The following is a 15,954-nucleotide window of genomic DNA, read 5'->3' as shown; positions in this document are numbered from 1 at the left end:
GCTCATCGCGGGGCGGCGGCCAGTCGGGCGGCCGCCGCGGCGATCTCCGCCGGGCTGATGCCGGCCAGCTCCAGCAACTGCCGCTCGTCGGCGACGTGGTCGAAGAACCGGTCCGGCACGCCGATCCGGTGCACCCGGCACGGCGCCTCCTGCGTCACCACCTCGCAGACCGCGGCCCCCAGGCCGCCCGCCACCAGGTGGTCCTCCACCGTGACGATCCCGCCGGTCTCCCGCGCCGCCGCGAGCACGGCCTCCCGGTCCAGCGGCTTGATCGTGTGCATGTTGAGCACCCGGGCGAAGACGCCCCGCCCGGCCAGCTCCCGCGCCGCCTCCAGCGCCATCGACACCGGGTACGGGCCCGTCGCCACGATGGTGACGTCCGTACCCGCGCGCAGCTCGCGCGCCTTGCCGACCGTGAACTCGTACGGCTCCGCGTGCACCAGCGGCGTGGCCGCCCGGCCCAGCCGCAGGAACAGCGGCCCCGGCAGGTCCGCCGTGGCGCGCACCGCGTACTCGGCCTCCACCGCGTCCGCCGGCACCACCACGGTCAGGTTCGGCAGCGTCCGCAGGATCGCCAGGTCCTCCACCGCGTGGTGGGTGGGCCCGTAGTGCCCGGCCGACAGCCCGGCGTGGGTCGCCACGATCCGCACCGGCAGGTTGTTCCCGGCGACGTCGATCTTCACCTGCTCGCAGGCGCGGGCCGCCGCGAACCCCGACAGGGTGTTCGCGTACGGCAGCAGCCCGGTCGCCGCCAGCCCCGCCGAGACCCCCATCAGGTTGGCCTCGGCGATGCCGACGTTGACGTACTGCCGCGGCAGCTCCTCGCCGAACAGCGTCTCCAGGCCGCCCATGTCGGAGTCCACGCAGATGATCCGCGGGTCCGTGCGGGCCAGCTCCAGCAGCGTGCGGCGGTACACCTCGCGCGCGGGGACCGCGTACCGCTCCTCCCAGGAGGGCTCGGCGGGCTCGGCGGGCTCGGCGGCTTCCGCCGGCTTCGCGGCCCTCTCCGGCATCGTGGCGGTCATCGTGCCCTCCTCGCGTTCAGGCCGGTCAGGGCCCGCTGGAACAGCCGAGGCGTCAGCTGCACCGAATGGGACTTCTTCTTGCCCTCGAACAGCGGCACGCCGCGGCCCTTGACCGTCCGCGCCAGCACCACCGTCGGCCGTCCGGCGGTGTCCGGCAGGGCCGCGAACACCTCCCGCAGCGCGCCCAGGTCGTGGCCGTCCACCTCCGCCACCGCCCAGCCGAAGCTGCGCCAGCGGTCGCCCAGCGGCTCCAGGCTCACGCACTCCTCCGTGGAGCCGGAGATCTGCAGCCCGTTGCGGTCGACGACCGCGACCAGGTTGTCGAGCCCGTGGTGGCCCGCGTTCATCGCGGCCTCCCACACCGAGCCCTCCTGGAGCTCGCCGTCGCCCAGCAGGGCGAAGGCCCGCCCCGCCCGGCCCTGGCGGCGAAGGCCCAGCGCGACCCCCGAGGCCAGCGACAGGCCGTGGCCGAGCGATCCGGTCGGGAACTCCACCCCGGGCAGCCGGCGCAGCGGGTGCCCGGCGAGCCGGCTCCCCGGCGCACCGTACGTCGCCAGCTCGGCCCGGTCGATGAAACCGCGCTGGGCCAGCACCGCGTACAGGGCGGCACTCGCGTGCCCCTTGCTGAGCACGAACCAGTCCCGGTCGGCCCAGTCGGGCTGCTCCGGCCGCAGCCGCAGCACCTCGTGGTACAGGACGGTCAGGACGTCGGCCGCGGAGAGGCTGCCGCCGACGTGGGTGCCGTGCGCGGTGGTGCCCATCCGCAGGACGAGCTCGCGCACCTCGTGCGCCAGGTCCGCCAGACCGGCAGGGGCCGAAGGGGCCGAAGGGGCCGAAGCAGGGTCCGCGGCAGCGGGTCCGACGGCCGCCGCGGGCGGGTCGAGCAGGGTGCTCACGCGCTCTCCTCAGGGGTGTTCACCGCGGCGTGCCACGGCGGGCGGTACTCCATGGCCCGCGCCAGCGGCAGCAGGTCCTCGATCCGGTCCCAGACCTTCTCGAAGGCCTGCGCGCACCGGTCGAGGACGGGGCCCGCCGCCGGGTTGAGGTGGATCCGCTGGATCGTCAGCGAGTCCTCGATCACGGCCAGCGAGACCGGGAACTCGGAAATGTCGTGGCGCGGCCGCGCCGCCCCCTCGATCCGCCACGGGTAGCCGCCGAAGCCGGACAGCTCCCGGAACGCCCGCTGCCCCGGCAGCGGCACCACCTGGTACGGGGCCACCGGCACGCCCTCCGCCTTCAGCGCCCGCTGGAGCACCGCGCGCAGCGCCCCGTCGGAGACCTCGGGGTGGCCCAGGCCCGCCGCCGAGAACCGCAGCCGCAGGATGTGCCAGGCGTGCGTGCGGTCGGCGGGGACCTGCGGGGCGAGCAGCCCCGGCAGCCGGCCGATCCGGTCCAGGAAGGACTCCACGTTCTTGGCGCGCAGCGCGTGGTACTCGTCGAGCCGGGCCAACTGGCGCCGGGTGAAGGCGGCCTGCACCGCGCTCAGCTTCTCGTTGCCGGCCAGCACCCGCGAGATGTAGTCGCGGTCCTTGCCGGCCCGCAGGTCCTCGCCGAACTGGCGGCGCAGCACGATCCGCTCGTACAGCTCCTCGTCGTCGGTGGTGATCAGCCCGCCCTCGCCGCAGGTCGGCAGGTTCTTCACCACGTTGAGGCTGGTGGCGTTCACGTCGCCGATCGAGCCGGCCCGGCGGCCCTGGTACTCGGCGCCCTGGGCCTGCGCGGCGTCCTCGATCAGCTTCAGCCCGCGGCTGTCGGCGAGCTCCCGCAGCGCCCTCATGTCGGCGGGCAGGCCGTGCAGGTGCACCACGACGATCGCCCGGGTCCGCTCGGTGACCGCCGCGGCGGCGGCCTGCGGGTCCATCGTGAAGGTGACCGGGTCCACGTCGACGAAGACGGGCACCAGCAGCCGCTGCACCACCGGGATCGCGGTCCCGATGAAGGTCAGCGCCGGCACCAGCACCTCGGAGCCCGGCTCCAGGTCGAGCGCGGCCAGGGCCAGCTCCAGCGCGGCCGTCCCGTTGGAGACGGCCGCGCAGTAGCGGGTGCCGGTGTACGCGGCCCAGTCGCGCTGGAGTGCGGACACCTCGCCGCGCCCCGCGTCGTTGGAGGTGAACAGGCCGCCGTCCAGCACCCCGCGGACCGCGGCGTGCTCCTCCTCGGTGATCACCGGCCAGCCGGTGAGCTCCTTGCCCATGTCCTGCCGGCGCAGCGACTTGGCGCCGCCGAACATCGCCAGTGTGCCGCTCATGTCGTCACCAGACCGCTCTCGTGGGGATCGGGCAGGCCGGCGGGCGCCGGCGCCACCGTGGTCAGCGCGAGGAGTACGAGCCCCTCCTGCTCGGGCAGCCGTACGCGCTCCAGCTCGTCGCGGCGGGTCACCGGCACCCGCAGCCGTACGGCCGCACCCGCCGGGACCTCGGCGGTCTCCGGGTCCGTGCCCCCGGCGAAGTGCAGCCACAGCGTCGCCCCGGCCGGGGCGGCGGCGCGCACCTGGAGGTGCAGCCAGTCGTAGCGTCCGCGGGGCACCTCCAGCACCCGTCCGTCGAACGGCACCGGGCCGCCCAGCGGTACGGCGGCCAGGCGGCCCGGCGCGGCGGCGCTCACTCGGCGTCCCAGGCGGCGAGCCGGGTCAGGACGTAGTCCACGTACGCGCCCACCAGGTCGGTGCCCAGGACCTCGATCGCCCCGTGGAACTCGGGGGTGTGGTTGACCTCGTTGACGACCATCCGGCCGTCCTTGTGCTCGATCACGTCGACGCCGAGGACGCCCTCGCCGATCGCCTCGGCGGTCGCCGTCAGCAGCTTGACGAGGTCGTCGGTGAGCGGGCACACCTCGGTGCGGCCGCCGAGCGCCGTGTTGGTGCGCCAGTTCTCGGAGATCTTGTAGATCGCGCCGACCACCTCGCCGCCGAAGACGTACGCCTTGATGTCGCGGCCGGGCTTGTCGATGTACTCCTGGACGTAGGTGATCTGGTGGTGCGGCCCGGGCAGCGCCGCACGGTGCTCGAAGATCGCCTCGGCGCCCTCGTGGTCGTGCAGCCGGGCGCCCATCCGGCCCCAGGAGCCGGTCAGCGGCTTGACCACCGCGGGGTAGCCGAAGGCGTCCAGGGCGTCCAGCGCCGCGTCCGGGACCAGCCCGACCATCGCGCGCGGGGTGGGCAGTCCGCCCTCCCGCAGGGCAAGCGTGGTCAGCAGCTTGTCCCCGCAGAGGTTGATGATCCGCGAGCTGTTGAGCACCGGCACGCCCAGGTGCTCCAGCAGCCGGCTCGCATACGCGTTGCGGGTGTGCGAGATCTCCCGGCTGAGGGCGCCCCGGTAGGGCAGCGCGCCCGGGCCGTCGAGCTGGAACGTCAGGCGCCGGGTGTCGAGCTGTTCGAACTCGATGTCCCGCTTGCGCAGTTCGGCCAGGAGCAGGCGCTCCTCCAGCCGCACGCGCGAGGTCAGTACCGCCAGCGGTCGTCGTGCTGTGTTCACGGCGTGCCGCCTCCCATTCCGTTGAGGGCACCGGTCGTGGTGCCGAGGGCCACCGACCGCGCCAGCCGCGGCAGCGCCGCCGTCAGGACGTCGATGGCAGTGAGGTATTCCGGCAGAGCGATGTGCTCGTCCTCGGTGTGGCAGTAGCGGGAGTCGCCGGGGCCGTACGCGGCCGTCGGCACCCCCCAGACCGGACCCACCACGTTCCAGTCGGCGGTGCCCAGCTTCAGCTTCGGCACCGGCCGGGCGCCCGTCTGCCGGATGGCGGCCGACAGCGCCTTGACCACCGGGTCGGTGCGCGAGGACCGCACCGCCTCGACGTGTTCGACGACGGTGATCCGCCGTCCGCCCGCCAGTCCGCCCAGCGCCGCCCGGAAGGCCGCCGCGTCGAAGTGCACCGGCACCCGGCACGACACCTCGATCCAGGCCTCCTCCAGGCCGCCGCCCATGGCGACCACCGAGGGCAGCGCCTGGTCGAACAGGGCGCTCGCGGTCCCGGGTCCGTACCGCTGCAGCAGCCACTCCCGTACCCCGAACCAGAAGTCCGCGACGATCTCCGCGGCCGTCGCCTCGGGCGAACTGGTGTGCGCGGCGGGCTGCTCGGCCGTCATCCGGAACCGGAAGACGCCCTTGTAGCCGATGCCCACGCAGGTGGCCCCGCTCGGCTCGCCGATGACGACGGCGTCCGGGCGCATCAGGCCGGCCAGGTGGCGGGCGCCGGCCGAGGTCCGCTCCTCGTCCACCGCGCCGACCACCGTGATCCGCGCCGCGGAGGTGTCCGCGAGGCGGGCCGCCGCGCAGACCATCGCGGCCAGCGGCCCCTTCGCGTCCACCGTGCCCCGCCCGTACAGGACGTCGCCCGACAGCCGGATCGGCACCTCGCCCGGCACGGTGTCCATGTGGCCCAGCAGCAGCAGGTGCGGCCCGTCCGCCGGGCCGACCGAGCCGTGTACGTTCCCGGCCGCGTCGACGTGGGTGTCGAAGCCGAGCCGGTCCATCGCCCCGGCCAGGAAGGACGCGACCGCGGCCTCGGTGCCCGAGACGGAGGGGATGTCGACGAGCGAGCGCAGCAGCGCGGTCTCGCCCCTACGGTCCATGGCGCTCACGCCCGCGTCACCCGCCGGCCGGGACGGCCGGATTGAGGTCCACCAGCAGCATGTCGCGCACCGCCGTACCGTCCAGCGGGCTGATCGGGGACACCTCGTGCGTCACCCGGGCGTCGTCGACGAACATCGAGTCCAGCGGGTCGAGCAGGGTCAGCCGGACCGGACCGCCGCCCTCCGGGTGCACCGTCGAGAGCCCGCCGCCGCACCGGTCCCGGCGCAGCAGGTGCATCCCGACGTACGCGTGCCCGTCGCGGTGGCGGCCCTCCGGGGTCGGCTCGCCCTCGCCGCCCGGCTCGGCCAGGATGCGGATCAGGTGGACGCCGACCTCCCAGGAGGTGGTGCCGCTCAGCTGCGCGGCGGCCCGGGCGTCCAGTCCCACGAGCGCGAGCATGCCCTCGTGCAGCAGCACCTCGGGGGCGATCGGCGCGAACACCCGGTCCTGCCCCCGCCACATGTGGATCACGTCCTGGCGGAACGAGGCGTGCGGCAGCGGAGCGAACGAGGCCGTGCCGTCCGCCTCCACCTCCACCCGCAGCCGCCCGTAGCGCCGCAGCCGGAACAGCTTCCCGCCGGGGATGCCGGTGTCCAGCTCCAGGTCCTCCCAGGCCGCGCGGAAGTCCTCCAGGGCGTCCGCCGGCAGCAGGTGCCGGATCCGGTCGCGGCGCAGGCAGGTGAAACCGGCCCGGGCCGTCTCCCGGGCCAGGCCGTCGGCGCACTCGCCGGCCGGCGGTCGGGTCCGGACTGCGTTGTCCGGCGCGGTCACTCCCGTACTTGTCACGATCGCCCCTTCAGCAATGATGCGTATGACCGGCGATCACGCTGCCGGTCCGGGCCGCGCCGAAGGAGTCCGGATTAACCCCGACTCCACTCGCGCGCCCGCCCCGGAGAGGCTTCGGACCAGACACACACGTCGACGAGGAGCCCCGGCATGCCGCGAAACGTCAACGACCGACTGGCACAGCTCACCCCGCAGCAGCGCGCCGCGCTGTTGCGGGAGCTGCGCGCCAACCGTGAGCCGCGGCAGGACAGCGACCGCATCGCCGCCGCAGGCCGGGGCGTACCCCTGCCGCTGTCCTCCGTACAGCAGAGCCTGTGGTTCCTCGACCAGTGGTCCGACGGGCTGGCCTTCTACAACACCCCGCTCGCGCTGCGCCTGCGCGGTCCCCTCGACGTCCCGCTGCTGCGCTCCGCCCTGAGCACCGTCGTCGCCCGGCACGAGACCCTGCGCACCCGCTACCTCGCCACCCCCGACGGCCCCCGCCAGATCGTCGACCCGCCCGCGCCCGCCACCCTGGAGCTGCTCGACCTCTCCGCGCTGCCCGCCGCCGAACGCGAGGCGCGCACCCGCGAGACCGCCTCCCGCGAGGCCCGCCGCCGCATCGACCTGTCGGCCGGGCCGATGCTGCGGGCCACCCTCGCGAAGCAGGGCCCCGACGAGCACGTCCTGGTGCTGTCCATGCACCACATCGCCACCGACGGCTGGTCCACCACCCGCATGGTGCAGGAGCTCACCGAGTGCTACCTGGCCGGGCGGGCCGGCCGCGCCCCCGTCCTGCCCGAACTGCCCATCCAGTACGCCGACTACGCCGTCTGGCAGCGCGACCGGCTGGCCGGCGAGGCCGGCGCCCGCTCCCTGGCGTACTGGCGCGAGCGCCTCGACGGGCTGCCCGCCCTCCAGTTCCCCGCCGACCGGCCGCGCCCCGCCGACCCGAAGTGGACCGGCGCCGAGGTGAGCGCGTACCTGGAACCCGCGCTCCACCGCGACCTGGAGGCCCTCGCCCGCAGCGAGCGGACCCGGCTGCTGCCGGTGGCCGTCGCCGGGCTCGCCGCCCTGATGTCCCGCTACACCGGCCAGGACGACATCGCCCTCGGCTCCGTCTTCTCCGGCCGCACCCGCACCGAGTTCGAGCCGCTCATCGGCTACTTCGCCAACACCGTCGTCCTGCGCACCTCCACCGCGGGCGACCCCACCTTCCGCGAGCTGCTGGCCCGTACGGGCGACGCCGTTTCCGACGCGCACAAGCACCAGGAGCTCCCCTTCGACCAGCTCGTCGGCGAACTGCGGCCCGACCGCGACCAGAGCCGCAACCCCCTCTTCCAGCACGCGATCTACCAGCTGGGCACCCCGGTGGAGACCGTCCGCATGGGCGACATCGAACTCACCGGCCTGCCGCTGCACATGGGCACCACCAAGTTCGACTGGACGATCGGCCTCTCCGAGCGCTCCACCGGCGGCGTCGACCTGATGACCGAGTACGCCACCGAACTCCACGACGGCGACCGCATCGAGCGGATGCTCGGCCACTACCGCCGGGTCCTGGAGAGCGCCGTCTCCCGCCCCGACGCCCGCCTCTCCGAGCTCGCCGTCCTCACCCCCGCCGAGCACGAGCGGATCCTGGTCCGCTGGAACGACACGGCCGTCCCGGTCGAGACCGCCGGCGGAGTCCCCGCCGCCTTCGCCGCCCAGGTCGCCCGCACCCCCGAAGCCACGGCGGTCGTCCACCGGGGCGCCGCCCTGGACTACGCGGCCCTGGACCGGCGCGCCAACCGGATCGCGCACCGCCTGCGCGCCCTCGGCGCCGGCCCCGGCACCCTGGTCGGCGTCTGCCTCTCCCGGGGCCTCGACATGCCGGCCGGCCTCCTCGGCGTCCTCAAGTCCGGCGCCGCCTTCGTCCCCCTGGACCCCGACTACCCGGCGGCCCGCCTCGGCCACGTCCTCGGCGACGCCCGTCCCGCCGCCGTCCTCGTCGACGCGGACAGCGCCGCCCGGCTGACCGCCGCGGCCGCCCTCGCCGAGGGCGCCGAGCCGGTCCTGCTCGACCTGTCCGCCGACGCCCTCGACGACGCCCCCGACACCGACCCCGGCGTCACCGTCGCCCCGCACGACCTCGCGTACGTCACGTACACCTCCGGCTCCACCGGAAAGCCCAAGGGCGTCATGGTCGAGCACGCCCAGCTCCTCAACCTCTTCCGCGGGCTCGACGACCGGGTCGGCGAGCACTCGCCGGGCACCTGGCTCGCGATCAGCAGCATCTCCTTCGACATGTCCGAGGTCGAGATGTTCTGGACGCTGACCCGCGGCTTCAAGGTGGTCGTGGCCTCCGGACGCCCGCACGAGCTGCTGCGCTCGGCTCCCGCCCGGCGCACCCGCCCCATGGAGTTCGGCCTCTTCTACTTCGCCAGCGACGCCGGCGACGACGCCCCCGGCGGCAACCGCTACCGGCTCCTGCTGGAGGGCGCCAAGTTCGCCGACCGGCACGGCTTCTCCGCCGTGTGGACCCCCGAACGCCACTTCCACGCCTTCGGCGGCCTCTACCCGGCCCCCTCCGTCACCGCCGCCGCCCTCGCCATGGTCACCGAGAACATCGCGATCCGCTCCGGCAGCGTGGTCATGCCGCTGCACCACCCGGTGCGGGTCGCCGAGGAGTGGTCCGTCGTCGACAACCTCTCCGGCGGCCGCGTCGGCATGGCCTTCGCCTCCGGCTGGCTCCACGACGACTTCGTCTTCGCCCCCGAGAACTACGAGGACCGCAAGCAGGTCATGATCGACGGCGTGCAGACCGTACGGTCGCTGTGGCGCGGCGAGCCGGCCACGCTGACCGCCGGCAACGGCAAGGACGTCGAGGTCCGCATCCGGCCCCGGCCCGTCCAGGCCGAACTGCCCGTCTGGCTCTCCTCCGGCGGCACCCCCGCCACCTTCAAGGCCGCCGCCGAACAGGGCGCCAACATCCTCACCCACCTGCTCGGCCAGGACCTCGACCAGCTCGCCGAATCCATCCGGCTCTACCACGACACCTGGCGGGAGAAGTTCGGCACCGAGGGCGGCAAGGTCACCCTCATGCTGCACACCTTCCTCGACGAGGACCGCGACCGGGCCCTGGCCCTGGTCCGGGAACCGTTCATCGACTACCTGCGCACCTCCCTGGACCTGGTCCGGGTGCTCGGCCAGCGCATGGGCGTGGACGTCGACCCCCGCAACATCGGCGAGGACGACCTCGACGCCCTCCTCGGCCACGCCTTCGACCGGTACGTGCACACCAGCGGCCTGTTCGGCACCCCCGAGGACTGCCTGGAGCTGATCGACAAGCTCTCCGCCATCGGCGTGGACGAACTCGCCTGCCTCGTCGACTTCGGCATCGACGCCGACGACGTACTGGGCGGCCTGGAACACCTCGACCGGCTGCGCGTCCTCGCGGGCGCCCCGCTGGGGCAGGCCCGGCGGGAGGCGGACCCCGGCCACAACGCCTCCCTCGCCGAGCTGATCGCCGAGCACGGCGTCACCCACCTCCAGTGCACGCCCTCCCTCGCCCAGCTGATGCTCGACGACCCCTCCGGAGCGGCCCGCGAGGCCCTCGGCGGCCTCGACGTCCTGCTGGTCGGCGGCGAGGCCGTGCCCACCGCGCTGGCCCTGCGGCTGCGCGAGGCCACCGGCGCCAGCTTCCACAACATGTACGGGCCCACCGAGACCACCGTCTGGTCCACCGCGGCGGCGATCGACGGCTCCGACACCGAAGCCCCCACCGTCCCCGTCGGCACCCCCATCGCCAACACCGCGGTCTACGTCCTCGACGCGCACGGCGCCCCGCTGCCCGTCGGTGTCCCCGGCGAGCTCCACATCGGCGGCGACGGCGTCTCCCGCGGCTACCACAACCTGCCGGAGCTGACCCGCGAGCGGTTCCTGCCCGACCCCTTCCGCCAGGACCGGACCGGCGGCGCCCGCATGTACCGCACCGGCGACCTCGCCAAGTGGCTGCCCGACGGCCGCCTGGAGTTCCTCGGCCGGGGCGACGACCAGGTCAAGGTCCGCGGCTACCGCGTCGAACTCGGCGAGGTCGAGACGGCCCTGCGCGACCACCCCGGCATCGGCTCCTGTGTGGTGGCCGCCCGCGGCCCGGCCGGAGCCCAGTACCTGGCGGCCTACCTGGTGGCCGCTCCCGGCCGGGGCGCCCCCGGCGCCGACGCGCTCCGCGCCCACCTGCGCGAGCGGCTGCCCGAGTTCATGGTGCCCGCCCGCTACACCGTGCTGGACGCGCTCCCGCTCAACGCCAACGGCAAGGTGGACCGGTTCAAGCTGCCCGACCCGACCGCCGCGGCCACCGGCGGCCCCGCCCAGGCCCCCGCCACCCCCACCCAGAGGATCCTCGCCGAGGTGTGGCAGCAGCTCCTGGAGGTCCCCTCGGTCGGCATCCACGACAACTTCTTCGACCTCGGCGGACACTCCATCACCGTCATCCGGGCCGTGGACTTCGCCAACAAGCGGGGCGTGCGCATCACCGCCCGCCAGCTCTTCCAGCACCAGACCGTGGCCGAACTGGCCGCCGTCGCCGACCAGGAGGCCGCCTCGGCGTCCACGGCCGGCGCCGTGCCCGCACCGGGCGGCACCCTCACCCTCCTGAAGTCCGGCTCCGGGCAGCTGCCCCCGCTGTTCTGCGTCCACTCCAGCACCGGAACCTCCGCCTCCTATTTCCCGCTGGCCCAGCACCTCGAAGAGGACCGGACCGTCTACGGCATCGACGCCGCGCCCATCGTCCCCGGCGCCCCCGAGGAGTCCCTCGACGAGCTCGCGCAGCGCTACCGGGACGCGATCCGCGAGGTCCGGCCCGAGGGCCCGTACCACCTGCTCGGCTGGTCCCTCGGCGGCGGCATCGCCTGGGCGCTGGCCTCGCTGCTCCAGGCCGAGGGCGCCGAGGTGGCGCTGCTGGCCCTGGTGGACACCCAGCCGCCGGCGCAGCTGCCCGAGCCGCTCGGGCACGCCGAGTCGGTGTGCGCCTTCGCCGACAGCTTCGCCCTCTCCATGGGCCGGCCCCCGCTGCACACCGCCCCGGACACCGTCCGCGCCCTGCCGCCGGAGGCCGCGTACGAGGCGGTGCTCGCCCGGCTCGCCGAGGCGGGCCTGGTCCGCGACGGGGAGGACGCGGAGGTACTGGCCCGGGCCCGGATGTTCACCGCCATGACCCGGGCGGCCTCCACCTGGCGGGCCACCCCGTACCGCGGGCCCGTGGAACTGCTCGTCGCCGACGACCCGGGCGATCTGGAGTGGTTCCGCCGGGGCTGGGAGCGGCACGCGGACGGACCGGTCCGCACCCGGCTCGTGCCCGGCACCCACTTCACCGTCATGCAGGGCACCGGCGCCAAGGACATCGCCGCCGCGCTCGGCGAACTGCTCCCGGAAAGCAGCCTCGGATGACCGTCATGGAGACGCCGCGGACCGCGCGGCCCGCACTCGACACCCTGCTGCGGTCGGTCTTCCGCCAGCACGCCGCCGGGGTCGCGGTGATCACCGCCCGCGGGGCGGACGGCCGTCCCCACGGGTTCACCGCGACCTCGCTGATCTCGGTCTCCGCCGACCCGCCGGCCCTGGCCTTCGCGATCTCCGACGGAGCCTCCAGCTGGCCGGCGGTCGCCACCGCCGATCACCTCGCGGTGCACCTGCTGGGCGAGGACCAGTCCGCGCTGGCCGCGGTCTTCGCCCGCAGCGGGGCCGACCGGTTCGCCGCGGCCGACTGGTCGACGGGTCCCTGCGGGACCCCGGTGCTCCGCGGGGTCCTCGCCTGGCTGGTGTGCCGGGTGACCGCCCGGGTCCCGGCGGGCGACCACCGCATCGTGGTGGCCGAACTGGTCACGGGGGACCCGGGCCCCGCGGACCGCCTCCCCCTGCTCTACCGCGCGGGCGCCTTCACGGCACTGCGCCCCACCGCCCCCTGACCGCCACCCGGCCCGGGGCGGCGGCTGCCGGCCCCGACCGGGGGCCGGGGCCTCCCCTGGCCGGTTTCCGGCCCGACCGGGGCGGCCCCCGGCGGCCTACGGCTCGTACGGGAGCCAGCCGCAGCGGACCGCGCGGACGCCGGCCTCGAACCGGCTCCGCGCGCCGAGGCGCTCCATCAGGACCGTCGCGATCCGGCGGGCGGTACGGTGCGAGACGCCCAGCCGCTTGGCGATCCCCTCGTCCGTGTGCCCCTCGGCCAGCAGCCGCAGCACGGCGGCCTCCTGCCGGCTCAGGGCCTCGTCGGCCCCGCGGGGCGAGGCGGCCTCGCCGAACGGCTGCGCCTGGTCCCACACGCTCTCGAAGAGCGTGCACAGCGCGGTCAGCGTCCCGTGGCCGGTCAGCACCACCGCCCCCGCCAGACTGTCCTCGCTGTCGAGGGGGATGATCGCGGTCTTGCGGTCCAGGATCGTCATCCGGGTCGGGAGGACGGCCACCGTACGCACCTGGCCGCCCTGGCTGGTCAGCCAGTTCACGTGCTCCACCGTCGGCGGGCTGTTGCGGACCGCGTCGACGTAGATCGTGCGCATCACCACCCCGCGCTTGAGCAGGCGCTCGTTCAACGGCCGGGCGGCGGCCATGTTCTCCTCGCTCTGCCCGCCGTCGGGCACGAAGGCCATCACCTCCTGTTCCACCTCGTTGGTGAACCGGGCCAGCCGGGCCCGTATCTGCTCCACCCCGTTGAGGTGCTCCACTCCCGTGTGCGCGGCGGCCGGCTGCAGACCGGCGTACTCCGAGATGAGCTGGGAGGCGGCCGCCCGCGAGGCGGCGATGCGCTGCCGGTGCGCGGCGAACTCCGCCTGCTGGCGGGCCAGCAGGTGCTCCAGCCCCAGCTCGGGGCTGACCGCGCGCGGATCGTCCGGGAAGTCGGCCCGGTCGTGGACCACCAGGCACAGCTCGGCCAGCCGCCCCCAGGCGCGGCGGATGTCCTCTTCGGTCCAGCCCAGCCGTTTCGCCAACGCGGTCGCGTCGTCCCCCGGATGGGCGAGCATGGTGCGGTAGACGGATTCTGTGGGCCCGTCCAACCCCAATGACTCAAGCATTGGATCCCCCTGCTGAACAGAGCGGCGGGCTGGTCGCTCCGCCCTGATCATGCCAAACGGCAAGCTGCCGATCGAGGGGATGAAACCACCCAGCGCGGCCCCGCGCCACCGGGATCCCCCCAGTGGACTGAAAGGGCCAGGGCCCAATCAGGCCAGCCGGTTTCCCTTCACCTGCACCCACCGCTCGAAGGATGCTTGAGGCACGGCGGAAAACAGCCGCCGCACAACTCGGCACAAGCCCCCCGAACCACGTCAACCGCGGGACGTGAAAGGGGAGTTCGAGAACCTCACCCCGACTCCTGGATGGGATCGCCCATGCTCCGCGCCCGCTTCGCCCCGATCGCCGCCAAGACCGCCGCTCTCGCCCTCGCCGCCCTGTTCGTCCTGCCGGCCGGCGGCGCCGCGACCGCCACGGTCCTGGCCGACGGGCCCATCGCCCCGGCCGCGACCCAGCCGGCCCCCGGCACGGGCACCGGCGGCACCGGCACCGGCAGCGGCACGGGCGACGACATGGGCTGGGGCTGACCGGACCGCACACCGGGGGACCGGCCTCGAACCCGCGGGAGACCACGTGGACATCCGACAGCTGACGACTTTCCACCGGGTGGCGACACTGCTCAGCTTCACGCGGGCGGCCACCGAGCTCAAGTACGCCCAGTCCAGCGTCACCGCGCAGATCAAGGGACTGGAGATCTCCCTCGGCGTCGAGCTCTTCGAACGCCTCCGGGGCAAGATCCAGCTCACCCCGGCCGGTGAGCGCCTGATGCCGTACGCGGAGCAGATCCTCTCCCTCGCCGACGAGGCGCGGGGCGTGACGGCCGGCCTGGGAGACCCCTCCGGGGTCCTGACCATCGGCACGATGGAGAGCCTGATCTCCTACCGGATGCCGCCGGTCCTGGAGTACTTCCACCACCGCTACCCGCTGCTCCAGCTGGTGCTCCGCCCCAGCCTGTGCGCCGAGACCTGCCACTCGCTGCGCCAGGGCTCCTTCGACCTGGGCTTCCTGATGGAGGCCGAGACGGAGCACTCCGGGGTGCAGACCGCCGTCCTGGGCTCCGAACCGCTGGCCGTGGTGGCCGCTCCCGACCACCCCCTCGCCCTGGCCCGCGGCCTGACGACGCAGGACCTGCGCACCGCCGCCGTCCTCGCCCCCGAAGCGGGCTGCGCCTACCGCGAGCTGTTCGAGGCCGAGCTGAACGACGGCTCGGGGGAGCCGGTCTCCTTCCTGGAGTTCGGCAACATCGAGTCCATCAAGCGGGGCGTGGCCGCGGGCCTCGGCATCAGCCTGCTGCCGACGATGACCGTCGCCGAGGCGGTGGAGGGCGGACAGCTCGCCGTCCTCGACTGGGAGCCGCCCTTCGAGGTGTTCACCCAGCTCGCCTGGAGGCGCGGCAAGCAGCTGTCGCGGGAGATGCGCCTGTTCGTCGAGCAGACGGTCGCCTTCATGTCCGAGTACTACCGGCCGGCGGCCGCGGCCGCCGCGGCTGCAGCCTGAGGAGGCTCACAGGTGGACGCGGCGGGCGGTCGGCGAGGCGCGGTGGCGGATCGTCCACAGGCTGCGCCGTACATAGGTGCGCTGGACCCAGCGGTCCAGCCCGTCGTAGCGGGGCGTGAACACCGAACGGGCGTGCACCCCCTTGCGGTTGTTGACCAGCAGGGCCTGGCCGGGCCGCAGCCGCACGGGCTGCGCCACCGAGCGGCAGACCTCCTGGAGCCGCAGCAGCGCCGTGCCCGCCGCGGTGGTCATCGGGCGGACCCCGTTGGCCGCCACGGTGATCTCCGGGAAGGCCGCCGCGCCGCCGATGAGGGGCACCGGGTCGGAGAGCACCTCGCGGCCGCCGGCGTGCGCCCGGGTGTAGCCGCCGGGGGCGTTCAGCCGGAACAACGGGCTGCGCAGCGTCGCCAGCACGTCGTCGCCGAGGGAGGCCGCGATGTCGCGGGCGTCCGCGTAGTACGTCACGGCCTCGCCCTCGTGGTCGGCGCGCAGGCAGTTCAGCACCAGGAAGTCGGGGTTGGCCAGGTCGTAGCGGCCCGCCGGGTCGTGGACGATGTCGCTGTGGAAGTTCAGGAAGGCGCGCGAGCCCTGGTTGGTCTGGGTGTGCTCGCCGCCCGGGACGGGCACCACGTCGTGGACGATCCGGCCGTCCTTCTCGGTGAGCATCCCCACCGGCTCGCCCAGCAGCCCGCTCAGCCCCAGCAGCACCCCTTCGGCGACGAAGCTCCCCTTCTCCGGGCTCGGCCCGCCGTCGAGCGGGGTGGGCGGCAGCACGGCGTCCTGCGGCAGGTTCCCGACCAGCGCGACCCCCGGCGTATCGGGATGGCGGCCGAAGTCCAGGAGCCGGCGCAGCAGTTCGGTCGGGAGCTGGGCGAAAACCTGGTGGCAGCGGGCCGTGGCCCAGTCGAGGTCGGCGGCCGGGTCGGCCAGCCGGGCCAGGTCCCGGCCCACCGCCTCGCGCACGGAGTCGGGCAGCTCCCAGACGGCGAGCGAGGAGCCGCTGTCCGGTCGTACGCCCAGGATGTCGGCGACGGTCGTGGTCATGTGCA

Annotated in this window: 13 protein-coding genes; 4 read left to right on the top strand and 9 right to left on the bottom strand. The window is 74.3% G+C overall.

Annotated features, from left to right (window positions below):
- Positions 1-2: 2 nt before the first annotated feature.
- The 7 genes from ACIBAD_RS27430 to ACIBAD_RS27400 are packed head-to-tail and all read right to left on the bottom strand — an operon-like array spanning position 3 to position 6,382.
- Positions 3-1,025 (bottom strand): transketolase family protein, encoded by a 1,023-nt coding sequence (locus ACIBAD_RS27430; protein ID WP_398909130.1) that lies wholly within the window; start codon positions 1,023-1,025, stop codon positions 3-5.
- Positions 1,022-1,921, bottom strand: coding sequence for a transketolase (locus tag ACIBAD_RS27425; RefSeq protein ID WP_398909128.1), 900 nt, complete (start codon positions 1,919-1,921; stop codon positions 1,022-1,024). Before ACIBAD_RS27425 ends, ACIBAD_RS27430 begins: the two co-directional genes overlap by 4 nt.
- Positions 1,918-3,273 carry a DegT/DnrJ/EryC1/StrS family aminotransferase gene (locus ACIBAD_RS27420; RefSeq protein WP_134076151.1) on the bottom strand — a complete coding sequence of 452 codons (1,356 nt, stop codon included), beginning with the start codon at positions 3,271-3,273 and terminating at the stop codon, positions 1,918-1,920. The genes ACIBAD_RS27425 and ACIBAD_RS27420 overlap by 4 nt, the downstream gene beginning before the upstream one ends.
- Positions 3,270-3,629: a hypothetical protein gene (locus tag ACIBAD_RS27415; protein WP_398909126.1), complete on the bottom strand. Its 360-nt coding sequence runs from the start codon at positions 3,627-3,629 to the stop codon at positions 3,270-3,272. Before ACIBAD_RS27415 ends, ACIBAD_RS27420 begins: the two co-directional genes overlap by 4 nt.
- On the bottom strand, positions 3,626-4,498 hold the full coding sequence (lysX, locus tag ACIBAD_RS27410) for a lysine biosynthesis protein LysX (protein ID WP_398909124.1): 873 nt from the start codon (positions 4,496-4,498) through the stop codon (positions 3,626-3,628). Before lysX ends, ACIBAD_RS27415 begins: the two co-directional genes overlap by 4 nt.
- The gene (locus ACIBAD_RS27405) at positions 4,495-5,595 is read right to left on the bottom strand and encodes a M20/M25/M40 family metallo-hydrolase (RefSeq protein ID WP_398909225.1); all 1,101 of its coding nucleotides are present in this window, start codon (positions 5,593-5,595) and stop codon (positions 4,495-4,497) included. Before ACIBAD_RS27405 ends, lysX begins: the two co-directional genes overlap by 4 nt.
- 16 nt (positions 5,596-5,611) lie before the next feature.
- Positions 5,612-6,382: a 2OG-Fe dioxygenase family protein gene (locus tag ACIBAD_RS27400; RefSeq protein ID WP_166682206.1), complete on the bottom strand. Its 771-nt coding sequence runs from the start codon at positions 6,380-6,382 to the stop codon at positions 5,612-5,614.
- 150 nt (positions 6,383-6,532) lie between these two features.
- On the opposite strand from ACIBAD_RS27400, the gene ACIBAD_RS27395 reads away from it, so the two are divergent.
- Both ACIBAD_RS27395 and ACIBAD_RS27390 read left to right on the top strand, forming a co-directional pair.
- The gene (locus ACIBAD_RS27395) at positions 6,533-11,791 is read left to right on the top strand and encodes a MupA/Atu3671 family FMN-dependent luciferase-like monooxygenase (protein ID WP_398909122.1); all 5,259 of its coding nucleotides are present in this window, start codon (positions 6,533-6,535) and stop codon (positions 11,789-11,791) included.
- Positions 11,788-12,309, top strand: a complete 522-nt coding sequence (locus ACIBAD_RS27390) for a flavin reductase family protein (RefSeq protein ID WP_398909120.1) — start codon at positions 11,788-11,790, stop codon at positions 12,307-12,309. Before ACIBAD_RS27395 ends, ACIBAD_RS27390 begins: the two co-directional genes overlap by 4 nt.
- A gap of 96 nt (positions 12,310-12,405) precedes the next feature.
- Here the strand turns inward: ACIBAD_RS27390 and ACIBAD_RS27385 are convergent, their stop codons facing one another.
- Complete coding sequence (locus tag ACIBAD_RS27385; protein WP_398909117.1) at positions 12,406-13,410, bottom strand: LuxR C-terminal-related transcriptional regulator; 1,005 nt, start codon at positions 13,408-13,410, stop codon at positions 12,406-12,408.
- 315 nt (positions 13,411-13,725) lie between these two features.
- Between ACIBAD_RS27385 and ACIBAD_RS27380 the strand changes: the two genes are divergently transcribed.
- Entirely contained in the window at positions 13,726-13,935 is a 210-nt protein-coding gene (locus ACIBAD_RS27380; protein WP_147420151.1) for a hypothetical protein, read from the top strand.
- Between the two features lie 46 nt (positions 13,936-13,981).
- Positions 13,982-14,905: a LysR family transcriptional regulator gene (locus ACIBAD_RS27375; protein ID WP_134076135.1), complete on the top strand. Its 924-nt coding sequence runs from the start codon at positions 13,982-13,984 to the stop codon at positions 14,903-14,905.
- A 6-nt stretch (positions 14,906-14,911) separates the two neighbouring features.
- Here the strand turns inward: ACIBAD_RS27375 and ACIBAD_RS27370 are convergent, their stop codons facing one another.
- Positions 14,912-15,949, bottom strand: coding sequence for an oxygenase (locus ACIBAD_RS27370; protein ID WP_398909113.1), 1,038 nt, complete (start codon positions 15,947-15,949; stop codon positions 14,912-14,914).
- Positions 15,950-15,954: the final 5 nt, after the last annotated feature.

The organism is Streptomyces sp. NPDC051109 (assembly GCF_044455885.1).
In the GTDB taxonomy this organism is placed as follows: Bacteria; Actinomycetota; Actinomycetes; order Streptomycetales; family Streptomycetaceae; genus Streptomyces.
Note: the sequence above shows the minus strand (reverse complement) of the source record. Positions and strands in the feature narration are given on the sequence as shown.